Source organism: Kribbella orskensis (genome assembly GCF_004342085.1).
Taxonomy (GTDB): Bacteria; Actinomycetota; Actinomycetes; order Propionibacteriales; family Kribbellaceae; genus Kribbella; species Kribbella orskensis.
Window position 1 is genome coordinate 14,474 of record NZ_SLWM01000018.1, and the last position, 23,302, is coordinate 37,775.

At 67.7% G+C, this 23,302-nt stretch carries 25 protein-coding genes; 12 read left to right on the forward strand and 13 right to left on the reverse strand.

Annotation, left to right across the window (positions count from 1 at the left end):
- Nucleotides 1–2: 2 nt before the first annotated feature.
- The 3 genes from EV644_RS32975 (at nucleotide 3) to EV644_RS32985 (ending at nucleotide 2,901) form a co-directional block, all read left to right on the forward strand.
- Nucleotides 3–1,184, forward strand: coding sequence for a cytochrome P450 family protein (locus tag EV644_RS32975; protein WP_132193387.1), 1,182 nt, complete (start codon nucleotides 3–5; stop codon nucleotides 1,182–1,184).
- Nucleotides 1,181–2,209: a phosphotransferase family protein gene (locus tag EV644_RS32980; RefSeq protein WP_132193389.1), complete on the forward strand. Its 1,029-nt coding sequence runs from the start codon at nucleotides 1,181–1,183 to the stop codon at nucleotides 2,207–2,209. The genes EV644_RS32975 and EV644_RS32980 overlap by 4 nt, the downstream gene beginning before the upstream one ends.
- Before the next feature lie 62 nt (nucleotides 2,210–2,271).
- Entirely contained in the window at nucleotides 2,272–2,901 is a 630-nt protein-coding gene (locus tag EV644_RS32985; RefSeq protein ID WP_132193391.1) for a DedA family protein, read from the forward strand.
- 66 nt (nucleotides 2,902–2,967) lie between these two features.
- Here EV644_RS32985 and EV644_RS32990 read toward each other — a convergent pair whose 3' ends face one another.
- From EV644_RS32990 to EV644_RS33000, 3 genes are all read right to left on the reverse strand, one after another.
- On the reverse strand, nucleotides 2,968–3,792 hold the full coding sequence (locus tag EV644_RS32990) for an acyltransferase domain-containing protein (protein WP_132193393.1): 825 nt from the start codon (nucleotides 3,790–3,792) through the stop codon (nucleotides 2,968–2,970).
- A 65-nt stretch (nucleotides 3,793–3,857) separates the two neighbouring features.
- Nucleotides 3,858–4,298, reverse strand: coding sequence for a beta propeller repeat protein (locus EV644_RS32995; RefSeq protein WP_132193395.1), 441 nt, complete (start codon nucleotides 4,296–4,298; stop codon nucleotides 3,858–3,860).
- On the reverse strand, nucleotides 4,235–4,942 hold the full coding sequence (locus tag EV644_RS33000) for a beta propeller repeat protein (protein ID WP_132193397.1): 708 nt from the start codon (nucleotides 4,940–4,942) through the stop codon (nucleotides 4,235–4,237). The genes EV644_RS32995 and EV644_RS33000 overlap by 64 nt, the downstream gene beginning before the upstream one ends.
- Nucleotides 4,943–5,042: 100 nt before the next feature.
- Between EV644_RS33000 and EV644_RS33005 the strand changes: the two genes are divergently transcribed.
- Nucleotides 5,043–5,885 (forward strand): helix-turn-helix domain-containing protein, encoded by an 843-nt coding sequence (locus EV644_RS33005; protein WP_132193399.1) that lies wholly within the window; start codon nucleotides 5,043–5,045, stop codon nucleotides 5,883–5,885.
- Nucleotides 5,886–5,922: 37 nt separating this feature from the next.
- Nucleotides 5,923–6,267 (forward strand): VOC family protein, encoded by a 345-nt coding sequence (locus tag EV644_RS33010; RefSeq protein WP_132193401.1) that lies wholly within the window; start codon nucleotides 5,923–5,925, stop codon nucleotides 6,265–6,267.
- An 89-nt stretch (nucleotides 6,268–6,356) separates the two neighbouring features.
- Here the strand turns inward: EV644_RS33010 and EV644_RS33015 are convergent, their stop codons facing one another.
- The 8 genes from EV644_RS33015 to EV644_RS33050 form a co-directional block, all read right to left on the reverse strand.
- Entirely contained in the window at nucleotides 6,357–6,644 is a 288-nt protein-coding gene (locus EV644_RS33015) for a 4a-hydroxytetrahydrobiopterin dehydratase (RefSeq protein WP_132193403.1), read from the reverse strand.
- Nucleotides 6,645–6,708: 64 nt separating this feature from the next.
- A complete protein-coding gene (locus EV644_RS33020) occupies nucleotides 6,709–8,100 on the reverse strand; it encodes an MFS transporter (protein WP_132193405.1) in 1,392 nt (463 codons plus the stop codon).
- A 162-nt stretch (nucleotides 8,101–8,262) separates the two neighbouring features.
- Nucleotides 8,263–10,239: an ABC1 kinase family protein gene (locus EV644_RS33025; RefSeq protein ID WP_132193407.1), complete on the reverse strand. Its 1,977-nt coding sequence runs from the start codon at nucleotides 10,237–10,239 to the stop codon at nucleotides 8,263–8,265.
- A gap of 538 nt (nucleotides 10,240–10,777) precedes the next feature.
- Entirely contained in the window at nucleotides 10,778–11,530 is a 753-nt protein-coding gene (locus EV644_RS33030) for a succinate dehydrogenase/fumarate reductase iron-sulfur subunit (protein WP_132193409.1), read from the reverse strand.
- A gap of 76 nt (nucleotides 11,531–11,606) precedes the next feature.
- On the reverse strand, nucleotides 11,607–13,487 hold the full coding sequence (locus EV644_RS33035; protein WP_132193411.1) for a fumarate reductase/succinate dehydrogenase flavoprotein subunit: 1,881 nt from the start codon (nucleotides 13,485–13,487) through the stop codon (nucleotides 11,607–11,609).
- A 30-nt stretch (nucleotides 13,488–13,517) separates the two neighbouring features.
- Nucleotides 13,518–14,318 carry a succinate dehydrogenase subunit SdhC gene (gene sdhC, locus EV644_RS33040; RefSeq protein ID WP_132193413.1) on the reverse strand — a complete coding sequence of 267 codons (801 nt, stop codon included), beginning with the start codon at nucleotides 14,316–14,318 and terminating at the stop codon, nucleotides 13,518–13,520.
- Nucleotides 14,318–14,611 carry an Rv0250c family protein gene (locus EV644_RS33045; protein ID WP_132193415.1) on the reverse strand — a complete coding sequence of 98 codons (294 nt, stop codon included), beginning with the start codon at nucleotides 14,609–14,611 and terminating at the stop codon, nucleotides 14,318–14,320. The genes sdhC and EV644_RS33045 overlap by 1 nt, the downstream gene beginning before the upstream one ends.
- Nucleotides 14,612–14,718: 107 nt before the next feature.
- Complete coding sequence (locus EV644_RS33050) at nucleotides 14,719–15,360, reverse strand: hypothetical protein (protein ID WP_132193417.1); 642 nt, start codon at nucleotides 15,358–15,360, stop codon at nucleotides 14,719–14,721.
- A gap of 50 nt (nucleotides 15,361–15,410) precedes the next feature.
- Between EV644_RS33050 and EV644_RS33055 the strand changes: the two genes are divergently transcribed.
- The 6 genes from EV644_RS33055 to EV644_RS33080 all read left to right on the forward strand — a co-directional run bounded on the left by EV644_RS33055 (nucleotide 15,411) and on the right by EV644_RS33080 (nucleotide 22,039).
- Complete coding sequence (locus EV644_RS33055; RefSeq protein WP_132193419.1) at nucleotides 15,411–15,824, forward strand: (deoxy)nucleoside triphosphate pyrophosphohydrolase; 414 nt, start codon at nucleotides 15,411–15,413, stop codon at nucleotides 15,822–15,824.
- Nucleotides 15,825–15,938: 114 nt separating this feature from the next.
- On the forward strand, nucleotides 15,939–16,985 hold the full coding sequence (locus EV644_RS33060) for an ABC transporter permease (RefSeq protein ID WP_132193421.1): 1,047 nt from the start codon (nucleotides 15,939–15,941) through the stop codon (nucleotides 16,983–16,985).
- A gap of 3 nt (nucleotides 16,986–16,988) precedes the next feature.
- Entirely contained in the window at nucleotides 16,989–17,993 is a 1,005-nt protein-coding gene (locus tag EV644_RS33065; RefSeq protein ID WP_132193423.1) for an ABC transporter permease, read from the forward strand.
- A 26-nt stretch (nucleotides 17,994–18,019) separates the two neighbouring features.
- A complete protein-coding gene (locus EV644_RS33070; RefSeq protein WP_132193425.1) occupies nucleotides 18,020–19,090 on the forward strand; it encodes an ABC transporter ATP-binding protein in 1,071 nt (356 codons plus the stop codon).
- A 23-nt stretch (nucleotides 19,091–19,113) separates the two neighbouring features.
- The gene (locus tag EV644_RS33075; protein ID WP_158292987.1) at nucleotides 19,114–20,154 is read left to right on the forward strand and encodes an ABC transporter ATP-binding protein; all 1,041 of its coding nucleotides are present in this window, start codon (nucleotides 19,114–19,116) and stop codon (nucleotides 20,152–20,154) included.
- A 175-nt stretch (nucleotides 20,155–20,329) separates the two neighbouring features.
- Nucleotides 20,330–22,039: an ABC transporter substrate-binding protein gene (locus tag EV644_RS33080; protein WP_132193429.1), complete on the forward strand. Its 1,710-nt coding sequence runs from the start codon at nucleotides 20,330–20,332 to the stop codon at nucleotides 22,037–22,039.
- 76 nt (nucleotides 22,040–22,115) lie between these two features.
- Here EV644_RS33080 and EV644_RS33085 read toward each other — a convergent pair whose 3' ends face one another.
- Together EV644_RS33085 and EV644_RS33090 are read right to left on the reverse strand one after the other, a co-directional pair.
- Nucleotides 22,116–22,481, reverse strand: coding sequence for a tetratricopeptide repeat protein (locus EV644_RS33085; RefSeq protein ID WP_369410571.1), 366 nt, complete (start codon nucleotides 22,479–22,481; stop codon nucleotides 22,116–22,118).
- A 3-nt stretch (nucleotides 22,482–22,484) separates the two neighbouring features.
- Nucleotides 22,485–22,853 (reverse strand): helix-turn-helix transcriptional regulator, encoded by a 369-nt coding sequence (locus tag EV644_RS33090; protein ID WP_241999112.1) that lies wholly within the window; start codon nucleotides 22,851–22,853, stop codon nucleotides 22,485–22,487.
- 119 nt (nucleotides 22,854–22,972) lie between these two features.
- On the opposite strand from EV644_RS33090, the gene EV644_RS33095 reads away from it, so the two are divergent.
- Nucleotides 22,973–23,269 (forward strand): response regulator transcription factor, encoded by a 297-nt coding sequence (locus EV644_RS33095; RefSeq protein WP_241999113.1) that lies wholly within the window; start codon nucleotides 22,973–22,975, stop codon nucleotides 23,267–23,269.
- Nucleotides 23,270–23,302: the final 33 nt, after the last annotated feature.

The following is a 23,302-nucleotide window of genomic DNA, read 5'->3' on the forward strand; positions in this document are numbered from 1 at the left end:
GCGTGACTTCCCCGTTTACAGAGACCAGCGGGATCGCGCGGCACGCGAGCCTCGCCGAGATCGGTGCGGCGGGCCCGCTGCACCGGATGATGCTGTTCACCGGGGTGCCGGTGTGGCTGGTGACGGGCTACCCGGAGACGCGCGAGTTGCTCGCGCATCCGGACGTGGTGAGGTCGTCGTTGGAGGGACCGCACCGGGACACCGTGACGGACGACCTGGTCTCGGCGCTGGACCAGCACATGCTGAACGTCAACCCGCCGGACCACACCAGGTTGCGCAAGCTGGTCTCGGCCGCCTTCACCCGGCGCCGGATCGAGCTGCTCGAACCGCGGATCCGTGAGATCGCCGCGGAGTTGCTCGACGAGATGGCGGTCGCGGGGGACCGCGTGGACCTGGTCGACTCCTACAGCTATCCACTGCCGATCACGGTGATCTCGGAGCTGATCGGGATCCCGGCGATCCGGCGCGACGACTTCCGGCGCTGGTCCTCGATCGTGGTGAACGCGTCGGTGTACCCGGCCGACGTGTACGTCGAGGCCGCGCTCTCGATGGTCGAGTTCATCCGCGAGCTGATCGAGGACAAGCGGGTGGCGCCGTCGGGCGACCTGCTCTCCGACCTGATCGGGGTTCGCGACGGCGGCGACCGGCTCAGCCCGGACGAGCTCACCTCGATGGTCTACCTGCTGCTCGCGGCCGGGCACGAGACCACCGTCAGCCTGATCGCCAACGGCGTCCACGCGCTCCTGCGGCATCCGGACCAACTCGCGCTCCTGAAGGCCGAGCCGGAGCGACTGCCCGCCGCGGTCGAGGAACTGCTCCGGTACGACGGACCGCTGCAGGCGGCGATCCCGTACATCACGAAGGCGCCTGTCGAGGTCGGCGGCACCACGATCGGCGCGGGTGAGGTGATCGTGTTCGCGCTGCTGGCGGCCAATCGAGACGGCGACAAGTTCGCGAAGCCGGATCAGCTCGACATTACTCGCGCCGAGAGCTCGCACCTCGCTTTCGGGCATGGCATCCACCACTGTCTCGGCGCGCCGCTGGCCCGGCTGGAGGGGCGGGTCGCGCTCGGCATGCTCTTCGAGCGGTTCCCGGACCTGGCGCTCGCGGAGCCCTCGCAGGATCCCGTCCGCAGCCAGGGTCTGCTGATGAACGCCATCACCGAGCTACCGGTCCGCCTGTGAACGACCATCAGCGGGGCTTGCAGCAGGCCGGGGATCCGGCCGGCGCTCAGTACGCCGGAAACAGCTTCACCGCGCTCTGGACCTCGAGGGAGTGGCGAGCGGAGGCCGAGGCGTGGATCGACGAACAGCTGACTGCGGCGGGCGTCGAACGACTTGGCGAGGTGACACAACCGCGGGTGAGGCCGTGGGGGACTTTGCTGCGCGTCGACACCAGTCGCGGTCCGGTCTGGCTGAAGGCGCCCGGCCCGGAGACGGTGTTCGAGGTCCCGCTCTACCGCATGCTCGCCACCGTCGCCCCCAAATGGGTCCTGGACCCGATCGCCGTGGACGTCACCCGCGGCTGGGTGCTGTTGCCGGACGGCGGTCCCACCCTGCGCGAAGTACTGGGTGATCGGAGTCTGTCCGACGCGCTGGTGAACGTGGTCCCGCAGTACGCGCAACTGCAGGTGGACCTGCTGCCGCACACCGAGGACCTGCTCGCGGCGGGTGTCACCGACATGCGGCCGGCGGTGATGCCGCAGCGGCTGGAGGAAGCGCTCGAGACGACCGGGCGGTACGTCGAGTCGAGCGGTGACGCCGAGGCTCGGGAGATCCATGCCTGGGTCGCGAGCCGGCGGGACGACTTCGCGGCACGTTGTCGCGACCTGCCAGACCGGGTCAGCCTCGACCACAACGACCTGCACTCGAACAACATCCTCGGCGGTCCGTCGGACCAGGTGCGCTTCTACGACTGGGGCGACAGCGTGCTGGCCCACCCGTTCTCCAGCCTGCTCGTCACCCTCGGTTCCCTGACCCGCAAGCTCGAGGTGGCCCCCGACGACCCGCTCGTACTGCGGGTGCGGGACGCCTACCTCGAGGTGTTCGGCACCCCGGCGGACCTGGTCGCCGAGCTCGATCTGGCCTGCTGGCTCGGCAAGGTCGCCCGGGCCCTGGTGTGGGATCGAGCACTGCACGGCGACCCCGGGGAGTTCGCTCGCGCCCCATTGGAAACTCTGGGCTCACTAAGGATGAATTCCTGGCTCTGAGCAGCCTGAGCGGTTTTGTTCGATTGGGTTCCGCTAGGTCCCGGATGGCATGCTTGGGCACGATGACAGACTTGATGGAAGCCGCTAGGCACATCCTCAGCATCGCCATGGCTTCCCACTGGCTGCTGCTGGTGCTCTTCCTGGCTGCCACCATCGACGCCGTCTTCCCGGTGGTGCCGAGCGAGGGACTGATCGTCACCGCGGGCATGGCCGCCGCGGCGGGTCACCAGAACCTGCTGCTCGTGATCGTCGTCGCGATGGTCGGTTCGGTGATCGGCGAGTCCGTCTGCTACTTCCTCGGCCGTGGTTCCGGCCCCGCGTTGCACCGCTGGATGCGCCGACGAGACGCCCGGCAGGCGATGTTCGAGAAAGTGTCACTGGCCCTGCATTCCCGCGGCGGCCTGATCCTGATGACCGTCCGCTACATCCCGGGTGCGCGGATGGTGGCCACCCTGACCGCGGGCGCCACGGCGTACTCGTTCCGCAAGTTCCTGGTCTTCACCATCGCGGGCGTCACGGTGGCTTACACCTACGTCGCGCTGCTCGGCTACCTGGGCGGCGATGCGTTCGCGCACGACTCGCTGAAGGCGCTGGCGTTCAGCCTCGGCCTGGCCGGGCTGATCGGTCTCGTGATCGAGACCTCCCGCCGCATCGTGAACCGCCGCAAGGCCGCGAAGGTCACAGCGGCGTAACGATCACTCTCCCGCTTCCCCTGCGGAGACGGGTGGCGAAGCCCGCGTTCGGCTCTAGGTCAGGGGTCAGAGGCGCAGGTACCCGAAGGCGGTCTGCCAGGTGCCGCCGTTCTCGATCCGCTCCAGCACGAGCCGCTGTAGCCGGGTCTCGCGTGGGTACTGCGCGAGGTTCGTCAGGTCGTGGCTGCGGAAGGTGAAGAAGATCGCGCTGTCCTGGCTGTCCACCGGTTCGCCGTACGGCGTGAAGCGGCGACCGAAGCGGACCATGTTCGAGTCCTGCGGGAGGTTGTCCAGCAGGTACGGGTCGATCAGCCAGGAGCCGAGCGTCGCCGTCTTCACCGTTTGCTCCGGGAACACGCGCGGGAAGAACTCCCGGGCCCGGTCGAAGCTGTCGTCCACCAACTCCGGGGTGAGCGGACCCGATTCTGGAATGTGTACGCCGATCACCCACTCGCCCGGCCCGGTCCCCGGCACCGGGTGCGAGTCGGGCACCTGGTGCAGCAGGAACTGCAGCCGGCCGAGCGCGTAGATCGTCCCGGTCCAGTGGATCGTCATCCACCAGTGCGTCTCCAGGCCGAACTCGCCGTTGGTCCGGCGGCTCACGTCAAGTTGCTTGCCGAGATCGGCGAGCGTGGCCCGGCTGACCTCGTCGCTGATCCCGAGTTCCCGGTGGTAGCGGCGGATGTCCGGCAGCGTCTCCAGGAACGCCGCGAGCGAGACCAGCGGGTCGTCCGGAGCGGTCAGGTCACCCTCGGCCGGGAAGGTGCCGATCACCCGGCGGAGTTGCGCGGCGAACTCCGTCACCGCTTGGCGGTCGACGTCGAGCTTTTCGGCGTCCTCCCGGTCGGCATCGGTGAAACCCAGCAGGCGGTACTCGTCAGCAGTCGTCACCCGCCAACCGTAGCTGTCAGATACTTACGGCCCCGCATCCGCCTTCCGGACCTAAGCTCCACGGGTCAGCGCTCCTCGGCCAGACCGAGGTAGAGGACGGTCGGGTCCGCGGGGCTGAACGCCAGCGACGGGATGCCGTCGTAGTGGTTGTGCTGCTTGCTCAGCTCACCGGTGGAAGGGCGGAAGCGGTAGAGATCGGCGCCGTAGTTGGCGAAGGACGTGCCGTAGGAGAAGTAGAGCAGGTCCGGGTCGACCGGGCTGGCCCACATCTGGTTGCCGTTGTAGAGCGTCGCCCGGGACTGGTCGAGCACCGGCCGGAACTTGAGGCCGCCGTCGTCCGACTGCCAGATGTACCGCGTCGCCTCGTCGCGCTCGTAGCCCTCCATCCAGACGATCTGTGGGTTCGCCGGGGAGATCGCCAGGCTGAACGCGTTCACGCGGGTCACCCCGGCGGATCGGTGCCAGCTGCGGCCGCCGTCGAAGGTGGCGTAGGTGCCGTCGGACATAACGCCGAGCACGAGGTGGTCCGGATCCCGCGGTCGATCACCGCGTTGTAGACGAACAGATCCTTGGCCGGGAGGATGCCCGTCCGCTTCCAGGTCACGCCGTCGTCGGTGGAGTCGTGGATCTGCCCGTCGCCTGCCACCACGCGAAGCTTGTCCCGCAGGGCCACGAAGGCCGACAGCCCGCTGCCCGCGACCGGACCCGCCACGGTGCTCACCTGGTTGCCCTTCACCCGGTGGATCGGCTGGTCGTTCACGCTGTAGATGTACGCCGTCTCACCCGGGCCCGCCGCCACGTCGTACGTCGCGAGGTCGTCCGGCGACTTGTCGAGCTGTTGCCAACTGCAACCAGCGTCGCTGGAGCGCTGGATCGACTGGCGACCGATCGCGATCAACGTGTTCGGCTCCTCGAGCGTGGCCACCTTGGCGTACGTGACCGGTCGCAGCTGTTCCTTCGTCGGAGCCAGGTCGGCGCCGTCGGAGTACGTGATGGTGACGGAGCCGTCGCCGTACACGGTGTCGCACTGCGGGGTGTTCCAGAACCAGCCGGGCTCACCCAAGGTGCCGGCGTCGGCGGGGGAGGCGAGGGTGACGGACAGGGCGGAGGCCAGCAGAGCGACGCCGGCGCGGACGCGGTGTGAGGTCATGCCCCATGTGTAGATGGCCGGCCGGCGCGCCACCAGGAGTCACCCTGGCCGACGCCCGCCATGACGTGTACCAGCCACGCGTCGGGGAGGATGCTGTCTCGTGGTCTCCTATCTGAGGGTTCCTCCGCCTGCTGAGCAGCGCGACTTCGTCGAGCACTACTGGATGGTGGAAGCGCCGGGATCGCCGTCGGAGGTCAAGCGGGAGATCCTGATTCCCAACGGCCGACCGGGTCTTGCCATCGCTCTTGCCGAGCCCGGTCTGCGCCAAGATCCGGTGACCGGGCACGCCTGGACGAACGACGCCTCGCTGTTCGGGATCATGACGCGCCCGCACGTGCTGACCCAGACGGGGATGGCGTGCTACGTGGGCGCGGAGTTCAAGCCGTGGGGAATCGCCGCCCTCGGCCTGGCCGACCGCCTGGTCGACGCCGTTCTACCTCTGGCCCGCTGGACAGACCCTGGTACTGCGGAACGCCTGGCGGGGGAGCTCGTCGGACTCGAGTTCGGGCAACCGCGCGCGGACAGGCTCGCAGAGTTCGTCGGGTCGAGGCTGCGCGACGTACGGGCTTTGGACGTGGTGGATCGGGCGGTGAAGGTGATCGAGGAGGCCCGGGGAGCTCTGTCCGTCGCCGAGGTGGCCGGCGCGGTCGGCGTTTCGTACAGCAGCCTGTACCGGATATTCACCGGCCTGACGGGTCTGGGGCCGAAGCAGTTCGGGGAGATCGTGCGGTACTTCCACTTCGTCGGTGGACTGCTGGGTGGACCTGCCGACGCGGCGTCCACTCTCGCCGCTCTGCACGGGTACTACGACCAGGCGCACGCGGCGCGGGACTTCAAGCGGTTCACGGGAGTCAGCGCGACCTCGTTCCGGGCTGTGCAGAACGGGATCGCCGCGTTGATGCATGGAAGATCCGTCCAAGACTCGGCGCCGGGTACCGGGTGATGCTGGTGCTCTCATCACCGGAACGGAAGCAGGCATCGTGGGACGGATCATCCATGTCGAACTGACCGCCGCCGATCTCGGCCGGGCGGCCACCTTCTACGCCGAGGCCTTCGGCTGGCAGCCCGAGCCGTCGCCCTTCATCGAGGGCTACCTGGTTGCGCAGACCGGCGAGGGCGAGGGGATCGACGGCGCCATCATGAGTCGCGACTACCAGCAGCAGACGACGATCGCGTGGATCGAGGTGGACGACCTCGACGCCAGCCTCGACGCCGTCGTGAAGGCAGGCGGCACCCGGGCGGGCGAGGTACAGGAACTTCCGGGCGTCGGGCGGCTCGCCTACGTCCGCGACCTCGAAGGCACCCTCCTCGGCCTCCGCCAGTAGCCGGCTCGGCCCCGGCGGTCGGCAGCTCGGCCTTCGGCGGCAGCGGCTCGGCTTCGGGCTCGGGCTCGGGCTCGCGCTTGAGGCTGGGCTCAGCCGGCGGCGGTGTCGATGTGGCGGGCCAGGACCAGGTCGTTGTCGGTGATGCCACCGGCGTCGTGCGTGGCGAGCCGGAAGGTGATCGTGGTCCAGCGGATGTCGATGTCCGGGTGGTGGTTCATCGACTCGGCCAGCTGGGCGACGGTCGCGACCAGCCGGATCCCGTCCATGAACGTCGGCTTCTTGACGCTGCGCACCAGTTCGTTGTCGACCACTTTCCACTCCGGCAGGTGGTCGCGAATCGCGAGATCGATCTGGTCATCCGTCAGCAGCTCAGCCATAGGCGACATTCTAGTGCCCCGTACCCTCTCCCCGGACCGCGAGCAGAGGGCCGAACCAGGCGATTCAGCTGGCTGGCCGGACTCGGGCGGAGGTGAGGAGACCGGCGAGGGCTAGTGCGGCGCTGGCGGCGATGATCGTGCCGAAGACCCAGCGGGTGGGATGAGCGGCGTTCAGCGCGAGCAGGGTGCCGCTGACGGCCAGGGCGGTGGCGATGCTCATGGTGCTGGCCATCTGGGCCGCGCTGCTGTTGCGGCCGGAGTTGTTCGCGTCGGACAGGTCGAGGGTGAGCACGGACAGGCTCGACGTGCTGAGTCCCATCCCGATCCCCGCGACGGTCCACCCCGCCAACCCGGCCCAGGTCGTCGTGTCGGTCCACGCGAGCAACGAGGTGCCTGCCAGGCCGACGGCCATCAGGGCCAGGCCGATACGCAGTACGGAGGTCCGCGGCATGCGGTGGTCGCGGCCCTGCAGCCAAGAGCCGAACGCCCAGCTCACCCCCGTGATCGAGAGGGTGACACCCGCGCGCGACGGGCTGAAGTCGTGCTGCAGCGTGAGCAGCAATGGCAGGTAGGCGCCAGCACCCGCGAAGGCCGCCCCGCCGAGACCGCGCACCGCCACCACGGCCGGGAAACCACGCCGCGCGGTGAAGGTCCCGCGAGGCATCACCCGTACCGCGGCCGCGGCCAGCACCGCCAGGCTGATGGGAATCGCCAGTCCGGCGATCAGAGGATGCGCCTCGAGCTGATCGCCGGCCAGCGTCATCGTGAACAGCGCGACGGAGGCACCGAATGCCCAGGGCAACGCAGCCCGCGACGCAACCAGCTCGGCAGCGTCCTCGGGGCTGCGCTCCGGCGCGGGCGTGCTTGCCGACTGCCGCATTGCCGGTTGCAGCAGCAACCAACTCGGGACCAGGAGTGCCAACGCACCCAGGAACACCCATCGCCAGCCGAACTGCTCGGTGATCACGCCGGTCAACAGGGGTCCGAGCACCGACGGGAGGATCCACATCGCCGCGAACAGGGAGAACATCCTCGGTCGCAGTACGGCGGGAAGGGCCCTGGCGACGAGCACCATCAGCGCGACGTCGAGCAAGCCCTCGGCCAGTCCGCTCAGCAGCCGTCCGGCTACCACCATCGGCATCCCCTGCGCCGTCCCGACCAGGAGCTGAGCAAGTCCGAAGGTGATCGCTCCCGCTCGCAGCGCAGGAATCGGCCCACGCCGATCAGCCCACAAGCCGGCAACAGCGAGCGAAACCAGGTATCCGGCGTTCGGCGCCGCATTCGCCAGCCCGAAGCTCCCGAGCGCGTCGAACTCCCGGACCATCGTTGGGAGCGCCGTCCCCACCGCCCGGTTCTCGAACGCCCCGAGGGTCACCAACGACACAACCCCGAGCACCAACGGCAGATGCGCACCATGGAACAACCGCGCGCGGGAGGACACCTCGGTCGACGACATGCCCGCCATCCTCGAAGTTCAACCTCACTTCAAGTCAAGCCGGGGCACTGGCGACGCCTAGCCCGTGGCTACCGGCGAGGCTGGTGAGTGGTGGCCGTCCGCTGCATCACCCAGCCGCGCGCTCCAGCCTCAAGTGTTACCAACGCCCCGACCCGAGTATCCCTAGACGCGGGATCGGCTGTCGGGGAGGCGGAAAACCAGCACCAGGACCCGTAGTACGAGGACGGCGCAGATGACCAGTAGGTTGTAGGCGAACAGCTGGTAGAGGCTGACGGACTCGGTCACCTCCGGGCCGCCGGGCGTACCGAGCAGGAGGACCGCCATCAGGCCCGCCGTGGCGCCGAGGACCGCCAGCAGGGCCTGGTGCAGGAGCCCGGTGAAATGGCGGCGGTCGCGTTCGTCGGCGAACAGGCGGACGTTCAGCCCGAGCCGTCCGCTCTCGGCGGCCGCGGCGATCCGGTCGATCCGGCGGGGGAGTCGCCGCAGCATCGGCAGCAGCGTCGCCAATTCCTCGGTCGCCGTACGGCGAAGTGCCTCGGGGGCGAGCCGGTCCGTCACGTGGGCGGCGGCGAACTGGCGCGACGCGGCGACCAGATCGAAGTCGGGGGAGATCCGCGAGATCGTGCCCTCGATCGTCGCCAGCGCCCGGAACACCGCAGCCACCTCGGGCGGTACGCCGAGTTCGTGCGCGGTGATGATCTTGAACAGGTCGTTGAACATGGCCGGACCGAGAGCGGCGCCGGCGGCGAGGTGGCGGGCCATGAACTGGCCGACCGCGCGCTCCAGGCTCTGCTCGTCGATCACGTCCGGGCGGTACACGATCTCCAGCAGCGCGTCGGTCGCGGCGACTGGATCACCGTGGTCGACCGCCAGCAGGAACCTCTGCAGGGCCTCCCGGGTGGACGGATCGAGCCGCCCGACCGAGCCGAGGTCGAGCATCCCGATCCGGCCGTCGGTGAGCAGCAGGAAGTTGCCGGGGTGCGGATCCGCGTGGAAGACGCCGTCGATCGCCACCTGGCCGAGCAGGCAGTCGAACAGCACCCGTGCAAGCCGGGCGGCGTCCAGGCCGCGCTCGGCGATCGCCGCGGCCGCAGTACCGAGACCGACGCCGTCGAGCCGTTGCATCGTGAGCACGCGACCGGTCGAGTACCGCGGGAAGAGTGCCGGCACCACCACGTCATCGTTCCCGGCAACTGATCGGCCGGCCGAGACGCTGGCCATGTTGCCTGCCTCGACGGTGAAGTCGAGCTCCTCGCGCATCGCGTCGGCGAACCCCTCGGCGAGCGCGCGGACGCCCATCGAGCGACCCCAGTCGGTATTCCGCTCGAGCATCCTGGCCAGCCGCTGCACGATGTCCAGGTCCCGGTCGACGACTGAAGCGATCCCTGGACGCTGCACTTTGACGACCACCTGTACTCCGTCGAGCTCTGCGGCATACACCTGGGCGACGGAAGCGGCAGCGAGTGGTTCGGCGGCGAGGTCGGTGAACACCTGGCGAGGTGGTGCGCCCAGTTCCTCGGTGAGGACGTCCTCGATCTGCGGCCAGGGCGCGGGGGAGACCTGGTCCTGCAGGCGGCTGAGCTCGAGCGCGACCGACGCGGGGATCACGTCGCTGCGAGTGGAGAGCACCTGGCCGAGCTTGACGAAGGTGACGCCGGCCTCGTCCAGGGCGAGCCGGAGCGAACGGGCGAGGTCCGCCTGGCCGGCCGCGTTCTCCCGGCCCGGGCGGCGGCGACCGCGAAGATACGGCCCGAGCCCGTGCCGGACGGCGATGCGCAGAATCTGCAGATATCTGCGCGTCCGGGCGATTCGCCCGCTCAGATCCCGCCGCAGATCCCGGGTCCTAGGCAACGACCCGGTCGGCACCAGCGCCTCGGACAACACGAGAAAGATGAGCCCGGCAAGCATCGAGCACAGCGCAGTCAACGCCAGAAACGCCATTGCGGCCCCAGTCGACCCAGTCCACGGCAACGGCCCGGCCAGCGCATTCATCAACGGACTGAAGACCGCCAGCGTCAGCCCCGCGCCCACAGCCAACCGCCCGAGCCCGAACCGCACCCCGAGCAACCGCTGCGACACCGGCACGAAAATCACCATGAACACAGCAACGTTCACAAGCCCGACCACAACCACGTCCATGCCCAGACCCTAGGCGCTCACCCACCCACCAGAACTCACCCACGCGAGGGACACGTCTCCCCCGCCAGAACAGCTGAGGAACAGAGAATGAGAGTGCAGCCGCAGCCGCAGCCAGACTGACACTGAGCTCGCCAGCAAGCTCGCAGGTGATCTCAGGTCCACCTCACCACCTGCCGCCGCAGTCATGTGCACGCGCTAGGGGCAAGATGAAATGCCGCGCGGGGCTGGTGTTCGGTTGGTTGCCGCCATCGGCCAGGGAGTTGTGGCGGGTGGAGACAGGTGAGGTGCTCGGCGCGGTTGGACTGGACGCTTGCCGAACGCTTCCACGAGGAAGCCGGGCGGAGGCTGGGGCGGTCGTTGGACGGCTCGTCGGAGGTCTGAGGCTGCATCTGGCATGCGGCAGCTCTCTCTCCCGGTCTTTCCGTTCTGTGCTTGCCGTTCTTGTTTGTTGCTGTCACCTCCTTTTCCGCCTCACCCGTACAAAGGCGAAGACCGCCCCGGCTGTGAGCTGGGGCGGCCTTCGCAAGAGGGAGTGCGGTCAGGCTGGGCGGCGGCGGATTTTGTTGCCTAGCCAGACGATGGGGTCGTACTTGCGGTCGGCGACTCGTTCCTTCATCGGGATGAGGGCGTTGTCGGTGATCTTGATGTTCTCGGGGCAGACCTCGGTGCAGCACTTGGTGATGTTGCAGAAACCGAGGCCGTGCTGCTCCTGGGCCGCCTTCTGCCGGTCGGCGGCGTCGAGCGGGTGCATGTCCAGCTCGGCGATCCGCATCAGGAAGCGCGGGCCGGAGAAGGACTCCTTGTTCTCCTCGTGGTCGCGGATCACGTGGCAGGTGTCCTGGCACAGGAAACACTCGATGCACTTGCGGAACTCCTGCGAGCGTTCCACGTCGACCTGCTGCATCCGGTACTCGCCGGGCTTGAGGTCGGCCGGTGGCGTGAACGCGGGGATCTGGCGAGCCTTCTCGTAGTTGAACGAGACGTCGGTGACCAGGTCCCGGATCACCGGGAAGGTCCGCATCGGGGTGACCGTGACGGTCTCGCCCTCTTCGAACGTGTTCATCCGGCACATGCACATCAGCTTCGGCATGCCGTTGATCTCGGCGCTGCAGGAGCCGCACTTACCGGCCTTGCAGTTCCAGCGGACCGCGAGATCCGGGGTCTGGGTCGCCTGCAGCCGGTGGATGACGTCGAGGACGACCTCGCCCTCGTTCACCTCGACCTCGTAGTCCTGGAGGTCACCACCTTCGGCGTCACCACGCCAGACCCGGAACTTGCCCTTATAACTCATCGACGTCCTCGCTTCGCTGCGGGCGCCGATGAGCTACAAGAGGTGCTGTGTTGTCTGATGCCCTCGCTTCGCTCGGTCATGATGCCGGCAGCTCCTCCTCAGTCATGTACTTCTTCAGCTCGTCCAGCTCGAACAGTTCCAGCAGGTCGTCGCGCATCGGGATCTGGTCCTTGCGGACCACGTTGACGCTGCCGTCGGCCTGCAGCGCGCAGACCAGCAGGAGCTTGCGCCACTCCGCGTTCATCCCGGGGAAGTCGTCGCGGGTGTGACCGCCGCGGGACTCCTGCCGCTCCAGCGCCGCCTTCGCGACGCATTCGGAGACGGCCAGCATGTTGCGCAGGTCCAGTGCGAGGTGCCAGCCCGGGTTGAACTGCCGGTGCCCCTCGACCGTCATCTTCGCGATCCGGCCGCGGAACTCGGCGAGCCGGCCGAGCGCCTGCTCGATCTCGTCGGCCTTGCGGATGATGCCGACCAGGTCGTTCATCGACTGCTGCAGTTCCTGGTGGATCGTGTACGGGTTCTCCCCGCCCTCGAGCTCGAACGGAGCCAGCGCCTCGGCGGCCGCGGCGTCGATGTCGGCCTCGGCGATCTTCGGCCGCTCGGTGCCCAGCTGGTCGAGGTACGTCGCGGCGCCCATCCCGGCGCGCCGGCCGAACACGAGCAGGTCGGACAGCGAGTTGCCGCCGAGCCGGTTCGAGCCGTGCATGCCGCCCGCGACCTCACCGGCCGCGAACAGGCCCGGTACGACGGACTGCGCGGTGTCGGGGTCCACCTCGACGCCGCCCATCACGTAGTGACAGGTCGGGCCGACCTCCATCGGCTCGGCGGTGATGTCGACGTCCGCGAGCTCCTTGAACTGGTGGTACATCGACGGCAGCCGGCGCTTGATCTCCTCGGCCGGGAGCCGGGAGGACACGTCCAGGAAGACGCCACCGTGCGGCGTACCGCGGCCGGCCTTGACCTCGGAGTTGATTGCCCGGGCGACCTCGTCGCGGGGCAGCAGCTCCGGTGGGCGCCGGTTGTTGTCGGCGTCCTTGTACCAGCGGTCGGCCTCTTCCTCGGTCTCCGCGTACTGCGCGCGGAACACGTCCGGCACGTAGTCGAACATGAACCGCTTGCCCTCGGAGTTCTTCAGCACCCCGCCGTCACCACGGACCGACTCGGTGACCAGGATCCCCTTCACCGACGGCGGCCAGACCATGCCGGTCGGGTGGAACTGGATGAACTCCATGTTGATCAGCGTCGCGCCGGCCCGCATCGCCAGCGCGTGCCCGTCGCCGGTGTACTCCCACGAGTTCGAGGTGACCTTGAACGACTTGCCGACGCCGCCGGTGGCCAGGATGACCGCGGGGGCGTCGAACAGGATGAACCGGCCGGACTCGCGCCAGTACCCGAAGGCGCCGGAGATCGCGTCGCCGTCCTTCAGCAGCTCGGTCACCGTGCACTCGCCGTACACCTTGAGGTTGGCCTCGTAGTCGCCGGTGGCCGCGAAGTCCTCCTGCTGCAGCGAGACGATCTTCTGCTGCAGGGTGCGGATCAGCTCCAGGCCGGTGCGGTCGCCGACGTGTGCGAGCCGCGGGTAGGTGTGACCGCCGAAGTTGCGCTGGCTGATCCGGCCGTCCGGCGTACGGTCGAACAGCGCGCCGTACGACTCCAGTTCCCAGACCCGGTCGGGGGCTTCCTGCGCGTGCAGTTCGGCCATCCGCCAGTTGTTCAGGAACTTCCCGCCGCGCATCGTGTCGCGGTAGTGCACCTGCCAGTTGTCGTTCGAGTTCGCGTTGCCCATCGCGGCCGCGCAGCCACCCTCGGCCATCACGGTGTGGGCCTTGCCGAACAGGGACTTGCACACGATCGCCGTGCGCTTGCCCTGCTCGCGGGCCTCGATCGCCGCGCGCAGACCGGCGCCGCCGGCCCCGATCACGACGACGTCGTAGGAGTGTCGTTCCAGCTCAGTCATAGAAGTCAGACGTCCGTATCAGTGTCGAGATCAGTTGAAGAAGCGCAGGTCGGAGAACCAGCCCGCCGACAGCGACATGATGTACGCGTCGGTCAGGATCACGGTGAACAGCGAGACCATCGCGTACGTGCCGTGCTTGGGGTTCAGCTTGGACACGAAGGTCCAGTACCGGTAGCGCATCGGGTGCTTGGCGAAGTTCTTCAGCCGGCCGCCGACGATGTGGCGGCACGCGTGGCAGGACAGCGTGTACAGCCACAGTGCGACCAGGTTGATCCAGATGATCAGGGTGCCCAGCCCGATGCCGAAGCCCCCGTCCTTGCCGTGGAAGGCCTGGATGCCGTCGTAGATGTTGAGCAGACCGAAGACCAGCGCTCCGTAGAAGAAGTACCGGTGCAGGTTCAGCGCGACCAGCGGGAGCTTCGACTCGCCGGTGTACTTCTTGTGCGGCTCCGGTACGGCGCAGGCCGCCGGCGCGAAGAAGAGCGAGCGGTATCCGGCCTTGCGGTAGTAGTAGCAAGTACCCCGGAAGCCGGCCAGCACCGCGAAGGTGATGATGCCGAACGGGATGAAGACAGGGAACTTCGGGAACCAGGTGCCGAGGTGACTCGACCCCTGGACGCACGACTCGGTGACGCACGGCGAGTACAGCGGTGTGAGGTAGTGGTAGGCGTCGACCCAGTACCACTTGTTCATGAAGATCCGGACCGTCGCGTAGACGATGAAGAAGGCCAGGATCACGCCGATCCGCAGCGGCGCGAGCCACCAGCGATCGGTCCGGAGTGTCTTTTCTTTGATCTGCGCGCGACCAGGCGCGCTAACGCCCGTCGCCATCAGGGAGCGTGCCGGTCAGGGGCGCCGAAGCCTTCGTGCTCCGCGTCGGTCCACATGGACGCGTCGTATTCCACGTCGGGGATCTCCTCGAGTTCCTCCGGAACAGGTCCGGGTCTGTGACGGGGGTCGGGAGGGCCGAGCTCGGCCAGATCATCGCTCAACCTGGCTACGTCGGACACCAACCGGCGAATGCCGAGGGTGTCACCGTACTCCTGGCTGAGCTTGCCGACTGTGGTGTGCAACACCTCGAGAGCACGCTGCACCGCTGCCACGGTGCTGTTGCCTTCACCCATACCGACTCCAGTAATGGTTTTGTCGCTGTAAGTATGGGCACACTTTGCCTCCGCGAGGCGCACAACGGAAGACCCCTCGGCACGGCGTGTTCCTAGTTAGGGCTACCTCAGTTGCCGAAGGCGCTCGGGTGGAGTAAGGGCGCGAATCCGGCCTTCAGTACAACGAGATTCGCCGGCGGAGTGAGTACTGCGACCTGCCGCAGCCCGGGTGGTCGCGCCGGTGTGGCGTATCCCTCCCACGACCAGCCGAGCACCAACTTGTCACCGCCGGGTCCGCCGAGCACCAGCGCCGGGCGTCCGTCGTACCGGATCATCGCGCCGTCGGGGAGATCGTCCAGGTCGGCGATCGTCGTGCGCTGCTGCCGGGTGCGCGGTTCGACCCGCTCCAGGTGGAGCTGCGCGTCCATCGCGGCGGCCCGGGGACGCTCGGTCAGACCACGCCCGCTGGCCCACGCACCGGCGTACAGGAGGAAGTCGCGGCGGCGGCAGTAGGCGCACGGGCGGTGACCGGCGGCCAGCGCGACGGCCTCGTCGAAGAAGAACAGCGCGGTCCAGCGGCCGGGTGGCATCGGGTCGCGCTGAACGCCCTTCCAGTCGAGCACGCAGCAGATCCAGGCCTTCGACCGCCAGCGCGTGGTGCCGAGCCGGCGGTCGGGTCCGTGCAGCGTGCCGCGGTTGCCCATCAGCAGACCGCGACCGGACTCGGCCACGATCTCCTGCGTCGGCAACACCCTGTTCTGCAACGGCACGGCACCATCCTTTCGTCGGCTGCCGACAGTTTCTGGCACAGTCCTTCCCCATGAGTGACAGGCAGGTCGTCGTCGGCGTCGCGGTGATCCTGGACGGCCGCGTGCTGGCGGCGCTCCGGACCGGGCCGGCGGGCGGCTGGGAGTTCCCGGGCGGCAAGGTCGAGCCCGGCGAGTCCGACCAGGCCGCCGGGGCGCGCGAGCTCAAGGAGGAGCTCGGCCTGGAGGTCGTCCTAGGGGAGCCGCTGGGGATCGGGGTCGACCGGCCCCGCGGCATCGAAGTACCGATCGGGGACAAGTACCTGCTCCGCGTGTACTCCGCTGAGCTGGTCGCGGGCGAGCCGGTCCTGCACGAGCACACCGCCACCCGCTGGGTCGGCGCCGCCGAACTGGACGGGCTGGACTGGCTCTCCGCTGACCGGCCGTTCCTGTCCGCACTCCGGGCGGAGATTCCTCCGAGTACCTGATCCGTCACGATTCGGAGACGACGACGCCTCTTCCATGGCGTCCACACTGCGAGATAGGCGATGATCCGGCGAAGTTCGTCGAGAGACGATCCGACCGGAAGGACGGGCCAGACCATGACCCTGGGGGCGACCGAGGTTCCATCGGCGGATGGCGATCTCCCGGCTGATCACATCGCCGGCACCGCGGAGGCCACGCAGATCGAGGGCCGTTCACTCGGCCAGATCGCCTGGGCCCGGCTGAAGAAGGACAAAGTGGCGCTGGTCAGCGCCATCATCATCCTGCTGATCATCCTGATGGCTCTGTTCGCGCCGTTGATCGTGAAGATCAGCGGGTATCCGCCGGACCAGCCGAACTTCAAGGGTCCGAACGGCGAGGACCTGCTGGACACCTTCAACGGCGGGATTCCGGCCGGTGGTTTCCTCGGCAGCGGGATGAGCTCCGAGCACTGGCTCGGCATCGAGCCGCAGAACGGCCGCGACATCTTCGCGCGACTGGTCTACGGCGCCCGCGCGTCACTCCTGGTGGCCCTGGGCGGAACGATCGTCGCGGTGGTGCTCGGCACCATCGTCGGCATGGTGGCCGGCTACTTCCGTGGCTGGGTGGACTCGTGGCTGAGCCGGTTGATGGACATCCTGCTGAGCTTCCCGGCGCTGCTGTTCATCCTGGCGCTGACGCCGGTGATCGCGGACCGGGCCCAGGCCACCTTCGGGATCCCCGACGACAACGGGCTGCGGATGGGCGTGCTGATCTTTGTGCTCGGTTTCTTCGGCTGGGCCTACCTGGCCCGGATCGTGCGTGGCCAGACCCTGTCGATCCGCGAGCGGGAGTTCATCGAGGCGGCCCGCTCGCTCGGCGCCGGACCGGGGTACGTGATCTTCAAGCAGATCCTGCCGAACCTGATCCCGACCCTGCTGGTCTACTCCACGCTGATCATCCCGACCTACATCACCGCGGAGGCCGCGCTGTCCTTCCTCGGCGTCGGGGTCAAGGAGCCGACCTCGTCCTGGGGCCGGATGATCTCCGACGCCTCCAACTGGTACGAGACCGACCCGCTGTACCTGTTCTTCCCGGGCCTGATGCTGTTCATCACCGTGCTCGCGTTCAACCTGCTGGGCGACTCCGTGCGGGACGCCCTCGACCCTCGCGCCGGACGGGGCTGAGCCATGTTCAACTATGTCGTCCGCAGGCTGTTGCAGATGCTCATGATCCTCTTCGCGATCAGTGCCATCACCTTCTTCCTGTTCTGGGCCACACCGGCCAACCCTGCCCTGCTGATCTGTGGCAAGGATTGCAACACCGAACGGATCGCCGAGGTCAACGCGGCGTACGGCTTCGACGACCCGCTGATCGTGCAGTACGGCAAGTACATGAGCGGCCTGGTGAACCCGGCCGGACGCGAGCTCGGCACCGAGGGCTCGCTGGAGCACTGTTCGTGGCCGTGTCTGGACCGGTCGCTGCAGAACGGACTGCAGGTGACCGATTCGATCTCCGACGCGATCGGGCCGACGTTCTGGCTGGCCACCGGGGCCGCCGTCATCTGGCTGATCTCCGGTGTACTGCTGGGACTGATAGCCGCGCTCCGCAAGGGCAAATTGATCGACAAGCTCAGTGTCGGGCTGGCGCTGCTCGGGGTGTCGTTCCCGACCCTGGTGCTCGGGTACCTGCTGATCTTCATCTTCATCGTCAAGGGCGGCTTGCTGCCGTATCCGGACCAGGCGAACTCGAGTCCGTTCTCGGCGGGCGTGGTGCCGTTCATGCAGTTCTACATCCTGCCGTGGATCACGCTGGCCCTCGTCAACGCCGCCCTGTACACGCGGCTGACCCGGGCGAACATGATCGACACGATGAACGAGGACTTCATCCGGACCGCGCGGGCCAAGGGCCTGGGCGAACGCCAGGTCGTCTTCAAGCACGGGCTGCGGGCCGCGCTGACGCCGATCGTGACTATCTTCGGCCTGGACCTCGGCGCGCTGCTGGGCGGCGCGGTCATCACCGAGCGGATCTTCAGCATCCAGGGTCTGGGCAAGCTGTCGATCGACTCGGTCCTCGGCAACGACCTGCCCGTGGTGATGGGTGTCGTCCTGGTCGCCGCCTTCTTCGTCGTCTTCGCGAACATCGTGGTCGACGTCACCTACGCGTTCATCGACCCCCGGGTCCGGCTGTCGTGACCGGGTCCGAGGTTGGAGCAGCCACTGTGAGCACCGCACCGACGAAGCAGACGAAGCCGGGGTCACCGCCGGCCGGGACCGCCTTCCTGGAGGTCAAGGACCTGCAGGTGCGCTTCCCCACCGACGACGGACTGGTCCGGGCCGTGAACGGCCTGAGCTTCTCCCTCGGCGAGGGCGAGACGCTGGGCATCGTGGGGGAGTCGGGGTCCGGCAAGAGCGTCACCAGCCTGGCGATCATGGGCCTGCACAAGGGAACCCGGGCGCAGGTCAGCGGCGAGATCTGGCTGGACGGCAACGAGCTCGTCTCGATGCGGGTCGAGGAGATGCGCCGGCTGCGGGGCAACAAGGTCTCGATGATCTTCCAGGACCCGCTGTCGGCGATGCATCCCTTCTACCGGATCGGCGACCAGCTGACCGAGGCCTACCTGGTGCACAACGACGCCTCGAAGGCGGTTGCGAAGAAGCGGGCCGTCGACCTGCTCGACCGGGTCGGCATCCCGTCCCCGGCGAGCCGGTTCCACGACTACCCGCACCAGTTCTCCGGCGGGATGCGGCAGCGCGCGATGATCGCGATGGCGCTGATGTGCGACCCGCGGCTGCTGATCGCCGACGAACCGACCACGGCTCTCGACGTCACCGTGCAGGCCCAGATCCTCGACCTGATGAACGATCTGCAGAAGGAGTTCAACTCCGCGATCATCATCATCACCCACGACCTCGGCGTGGTCGCGCAGATGGCGCAGAAGCTGGTCGTGATGTACGGCGGCCGGGTGGTCGAGGCCGGCTCGGTCCGCGACATCTTCTACCGGCCCGAGCACCCCTACACCTGGGGACTGCTCGGCTCGATCCCACGGATCACCGGTGGCGATGGCCGGCTCAAGTCGATCAAGGGCTCCCCGCCCTCACTGATCAACCTGCCGACCGGCTGTCCTTTCCACCCGCGGTGCGACTTCCGCGACCAGGTGGCCGGCGATCAGTGCGTGACGGACGTCCCCGAGCTGCTGCAGGTCGAGGCTGCCGGGCACTCCGTGCGGTGCCACATCCCCACCGCTGACCGCAGCCGGATCTTCACCGAGCAGATCAAGCCGAACCTGTGAACACGCAACTCCGAGGAGACGATGTGACGACTTCGCCAGCCGCGGCGGAGCAGCGCAAGCCGCCGGTCAAGGGGGACGTGCTGCTCGAGGTGAAGGGTCTGCGGCGGTACTTCCCGATCACCCAGGGGATCATCTTCCAGAAGGCGACCGGAGCGGTGAAGGCCGTGGACGGGATCGACTTCACCCTCTACACCGGCGAAACCCTGGGCCTGGTGGGCGAATCGGGCTGCGGCAAGTCGACGACGGGCCGGCTGGTGACCCGGCTGGATGAGCCGACGGACGGCACGATCACCTTCCAGGGAACGGATATCACCCACCTGAACCGGCGCAAGATGCGGCCGTTCCGGCGGGACGTGCAGATCATCTTCCAGGATCCGTTCTCCTCGTTGAACCCACGCCAGACGGTCGGCACGATCATCGCCGCGCCGTACGACATCCAGGGCATCAAGACCGAGGGCGGCACGAAGAAGGCGGTCCAGGACCTGATGGCCCGGGTCGGCCTCAATCCCGAGCACTACAACAGATATCCGCACGAGTTCTCCGGCGGTCAGCGGCAGCGGATCGGGATCGCCCGGGCGCTGGCGCTGCGGCCCCGGCTGATCGTCTGCGACGAGCCGGTGTCGGCGCTGGACGTGTCGATCCAGGCCCAGGTGGTGAACCTGCTGGACGACCTGCAGGACGAGTTCGACCTGGCCTACCTGTTCGTCGCGCACGACCTGTCGGTGATCCGGCACATCTCCGACCGGGTGGCGGTGATGTACCTGGGCAAGATCGTCGAGATCGGGTCGAAGGACGAGTTGTACAACCACGCGCGTCATCCCTACACCCATGCGCTGCTCTCGGCCGTCCCGGAGCCGGACCCGGACTCGGTGAAGCGCCGGGAACGGATCCGCCTCACCGGCGACGTACCGAGTCCGCTGAATCCTCCGACCGGCTGCCGGTTCCGCACCCGGTGCTGGAAGGCGGAGGACATCTGTGCTGAGCAGGAGCCGCCGCTGCTCCAGATCGGAGCTCCCGATCATCGGGCGGCATGCCACTTCCCGGAGGAACGGAACGTAGTCTGACGGCTACCGTACGTGACTGATCGGTCTCCTCTGTGTAGTGAAGGAGTCACGATCCGGTTACTGCGGGGATGGAGCCGTTGATGCAATCAACCCGTCGTGAGTAGATGACGGGCATTCCACTCACCAGGGCAAGCCGTAACCCCGGCGTCCCGATGTAGGAAGAGAGAAGGATGGCATGAAACACGCCAAGCGAGTCGGACCCGCGGTTGCCGCCGGTCTAGCCATGACCCTCACGCTGGCGGCATGCGGTGGGGAAAACAGCAGTGATGATGCGGGCGGCACCGGGGGGACCGACGCCGTCAAGGGTGGCACCGTCACCATTTACCACGCATCGGACTTCGAGCACCTTGACCCGGCCCGGGCCTTCGTCACCGACACCGGCATGTCCGGCCAGCTGCTCTACCGCACGCTGACCGCGTTCGCCTGGGACCCGAAGGCCAAGAAGGTCGAGCTCAAGGGCGACACCGCGGAGAAGTGGGAGTCGTCTCCTGACTTCAAGACCTGGACCTTCACCCTGAAGGACGGGCTGAAGTACGAGGACGGCAGCCCGATCACCACCAAGGACATCAAGTACAACGTCGAGCGCTCGTTCTCGGCGGACCTGTCCGAGGGCGCGCCCTACGGCAAGAACTACCTTGACTGCAAGGATTACGCAGGCCCGTACAAGCCGGCCGGCAACAACGGCGGCAAGGGCTGCACCGCGATCGAGACTCCGGACGACAAGACCATCATCTTCAAGCTGAACCAGCCGGTCTCGGAGTTCCACATGACCGCGTCGATGAAGATCTTCGCACCGACGCCCGTTGCCAAGGACACCAAGACGCAGTACGACAACCGGGTCTTCTCCTCCGGTCCGTACAAGGTCGAGACCTACACCCGCGACAAGACGCTGACGCTGGTCCGCAACACCAACTGGGACCAGGCCACGGACCCGATCCGGACGGCGCTGCCGGATCGCTTCGAGTTCAAGTTCGGTGACGACGAGGCGATCGTCGACCAGCGCCTGATCGCGGGCTCTGGCGCCGACGCCAACGCGATCAGCTTCTCCGGTGTCCAGGCGCAGAACCTGTCCAAGCTGTCGCAGGCCAACGTCAAGGACCGCGTCATCGAGGGTTCCGACGTCTGCAAGCGCTACATCGCGTTCAACCAGCAGAAGCCGTTGCTGAAGGACCAGAAGCTGCGTGAGGCGCTGACCTACGGCATAGACAAGCAGGCCTACATCACCGCCCGCGGTGGCGACCGGTTGAACAAGCCGATCGATTCGATCGTCCCCAAGGAGCTCGATGGCTACCGCCCGGCGACGGCCTTCACGGCGCCGCTGACCGGTGACCTCGACAAGGCGAAGGCCGCGCTGGCGGAGTCCGGCTACAAGGGCGAGAAGCTGGTGCTCGGCGCATCCGACGCCACCGGTGTCTCGGTCAAGGCGGCCGAGGCCGCTCAGGCGGCCTGGAAGCGGATCGGTGTCAACGTCGACATCAAGAAGATCCCGGGCGCCAACTACTACTCGACCCAGCAGAACGACGCTTCGGCGACCGACCTGGTCACCGCGGGCTGGTGCCAGGACTGGGCCTCGCTGTCGACGATCGTGGCGCCGGTCCTCGGCCCGGACAACACCGCGCCGGGCAAGGCCGCGCAGAACAACTACGGCCGCTCGCCGATCGGCTGGGACCAGATGAACAAGATCCCGGGCATCGCCGACCAGAAGGAGGCCGCCAACGCGTGGGCCGACGTGCTCGACGAGGCGATGAAGACGGCTCCGCTGGTGCCGATCTCCGAGGACAACAACGTGTACGTGCTCGGTGGCAACATCACCGGCGCGACGGTGAACCCCGACATCGGTGGTCTGCCGGACCTCACCAAGATCGGCCTCAAGAAGGTCGGCTGATCAAACTGACTGATTGACAGCCTGGGCGGTGCCGGTTCTCCGGCACCGCCCTCGCTCGTTCAAGACCCCGCAGAGCTCAGGTGGACCGGAGTAGGCGTTCGAGGTCGGTTGCGCCGTGGGCGTTGTGTTTCTCGTGGATGGACAGGGCGATTCGCCATTCGCGGCGGGCCTCGGGGAGGCGGTCCTGGGCTCGGTGGAGCTCGCCGAGGCTCTTGCGGATGTCCGCCTCGCAGAGCCAGTCGCCGTACTGGCCGGCGATGGCCAATCCCTCGCTCTGGTGGGCGATCGCCTCGTCGTAGCGTCCTTCCGCCATCCGGAGACGGCCCAGCTCGTTCAGTGCTTCGGCCTGCCTGGTGGCCGCGCCCGCCTTGCGGAAGAGATCCAGGCTCTCGTGCAGGGCGTAGTGAGCAGGTGCACGTCTCGCCCAGGTCCTCCAACAGATAGGTCAGGGCCTCCAGCGGCTCCAGTGGCGGGCCGATGCCGAAGCCGCAGAGGTCCAGGTACAGCGGGCCGTCCGGGAAGGAGTCAGCCACCTGGTGCGCAGCATGCACGGCCAGGGTGGTCTTGCCGAGTCCGGTGTGGCGGTTTTGCCGCGGCGGGAGGCTGCGGCCTCCAGGGAGGCCCGCTGGTCGGCGTCCAGATGGAGCGCCTCGGCCAGGGCGGAGACGGTGCTCAGCTGGGGGTAGCGCCGGGTGCCGCGCTCGAGGGTGCTGATCGCCTGCACGCTCACGCCTGAGCCGATCGACAGCTCGTCCTGGGTCAGGCCGGCGGCGGTCCGGTGTCTGCGGAGGAGCGCCGCGACCTGCGAATCCACCCGCTGACACCTCCAGGAAAATCCGCAGTTGTATGGGTGAACTGTATGGGTTGTACCTGGTGGGGCGGTCTGTACCAGTCCAGAATTGTCCCCGCACGACAACTGGGGAGGAGATGTGGATGTCGGTTTACCAGGCTGTTCCTGCGGTGCGACGCGAGGACTTCGCACCGGAGGTCGTCTGTGAGATCTACGAGCTGGGCTCGCGGCGCCGGACCCCGGCCGCCGCGAAGGAACTGACCAGCCGCCAGGTGACGATCGGCCGGCTGATGGCGACCGGCGCCAAGGACGCCGCGATCGCGCGGCAGCTCGGTCTCTCGCTGCGCACCGTCCGGGCCGAGATCAGCGCCCTGATCGAGGGACTCGGAGCCCGTTCGCGCTTCCAGGCCGGCTGCCTGCTGGTCCGCCGCTTCGGCTGAGCGGGACTGTCCCCGCGCCAACGTACGCTGGCG

What these genes read in the sequence shown, in the direction of transcription:
- EV644_RS32985 (WP_132193391.1), top strand. Translation starts at nt 2,272, where the DNA reads ATGACAGACTTGATGGAAGCCGCTAGGCACATCCTCAGCATCGCCATG.
- EV644_RS32995 (WP_132193395.1), bottom strand. Translation starts at nt 4,298, where the DNA reads ATGTCCGACGGCACCTACGCCACCTTCGACGGCGGCCGCAGCTGGCAC.
- EV644_RS33000 (WP_132193397.1), bottom strand. Translation starts at nt 4,942, where the DNA reads ATGACCTCACACCGCGTCCGCGCCGGCGTCGCTCTGCTGGCCTCCGCC.
- EV644_RS33015 (WP_132193403.1), bottom strand. Translation starts at nt 6,644, where the DNA reads ATGGCTGAGCTGCTGACGGATGACCAGATCGATCTCGCGATTCGCGAC.
- EV644_RS33020 (WP_132193405.1), bottom strand. Translation starts at nt 8,100, where the DNA reads ATGTCGTCGACCGAGGTGTCCTCCCGCGCGCGGTTGTTCCATGGTGCG.
- EV644_RS33025 (WP_132193407.1), bottom strand. Translation starts at nt 10,239, where the DNA reads ATGGACGTGGTTGTGGTCGGGCTTGTGAACGTTGCTGTGTTCATGGTG.
- EV644_RS33030 (WP_132193409.1), bottom strand. Translation starts at nt 11,530, where the DNA reads ATGAGTTATAAGGGCAAGTTCCGGGTCTGGCGTGGTGACGCCGAAGGT.
- EV644_RS33035 (WP_132193411.1), bottom strand. Translation starts at nt 13,487, where the DNA reads ATGACTGAGCTGGAACGACACTCCTACGACGTCGTCGTGATCGGGGCC.
- sdhC (WP_132193413.1), bottom strand. Translation starts at nt 14,318, where the DNA reads ATGGCGACGGGCGTTAGCGCGCCTGGTCGCGCGCAGATCAAAGAAAAG.
- EV644_RS33045 (WP_132193415.1), bottom strand. Translation starts at nt 14,611, where the DNA reads ATGGGTGAAGGCAACAGCACCGTGGCAGCGGTGCAGCGTGCTCTCGAG.
- EV644_RS33055 (WP_132193419.1), top strand. Translation starts at nt 15,411, where the DNA reads ATGAGTGACAGGCAGGTCGTCGTCGGCGTCGCGGTGATCCTGGACGGC.
- EV644_RS33060 (WP_132193421.1), top strand. Translation starts at nt 15,939, where the DNA reads ATGACCCTGGGGGCGACCGAGGTTCCATCGGCGGATGGCGATCTCCCG.
- EV644_RS33065 (WP_132193423.1), top strand. Translation starts at nt 16,989, where the DNA reads ATGTTCAACTATGTCGTCCGCAGGCTGTTGCAGATGCTCATGATCCTC.
- EV644_RS33080 (WP_132193429.1), top strand. Translation starts at nt 20,330, where the DNA reads ATGAAACACGCCAAGCGAGTCGGACCCGCGGTTGCCGCCGGTCTAGCC.
- EV644_RS33095 (WP_241999113.1), top strand. Translation starts at nt 22,973, where the DNA reads ATGTCGGTTTACCAGGCTGTTCCTGCGGTGCGACGCGAGGACTTCGCA.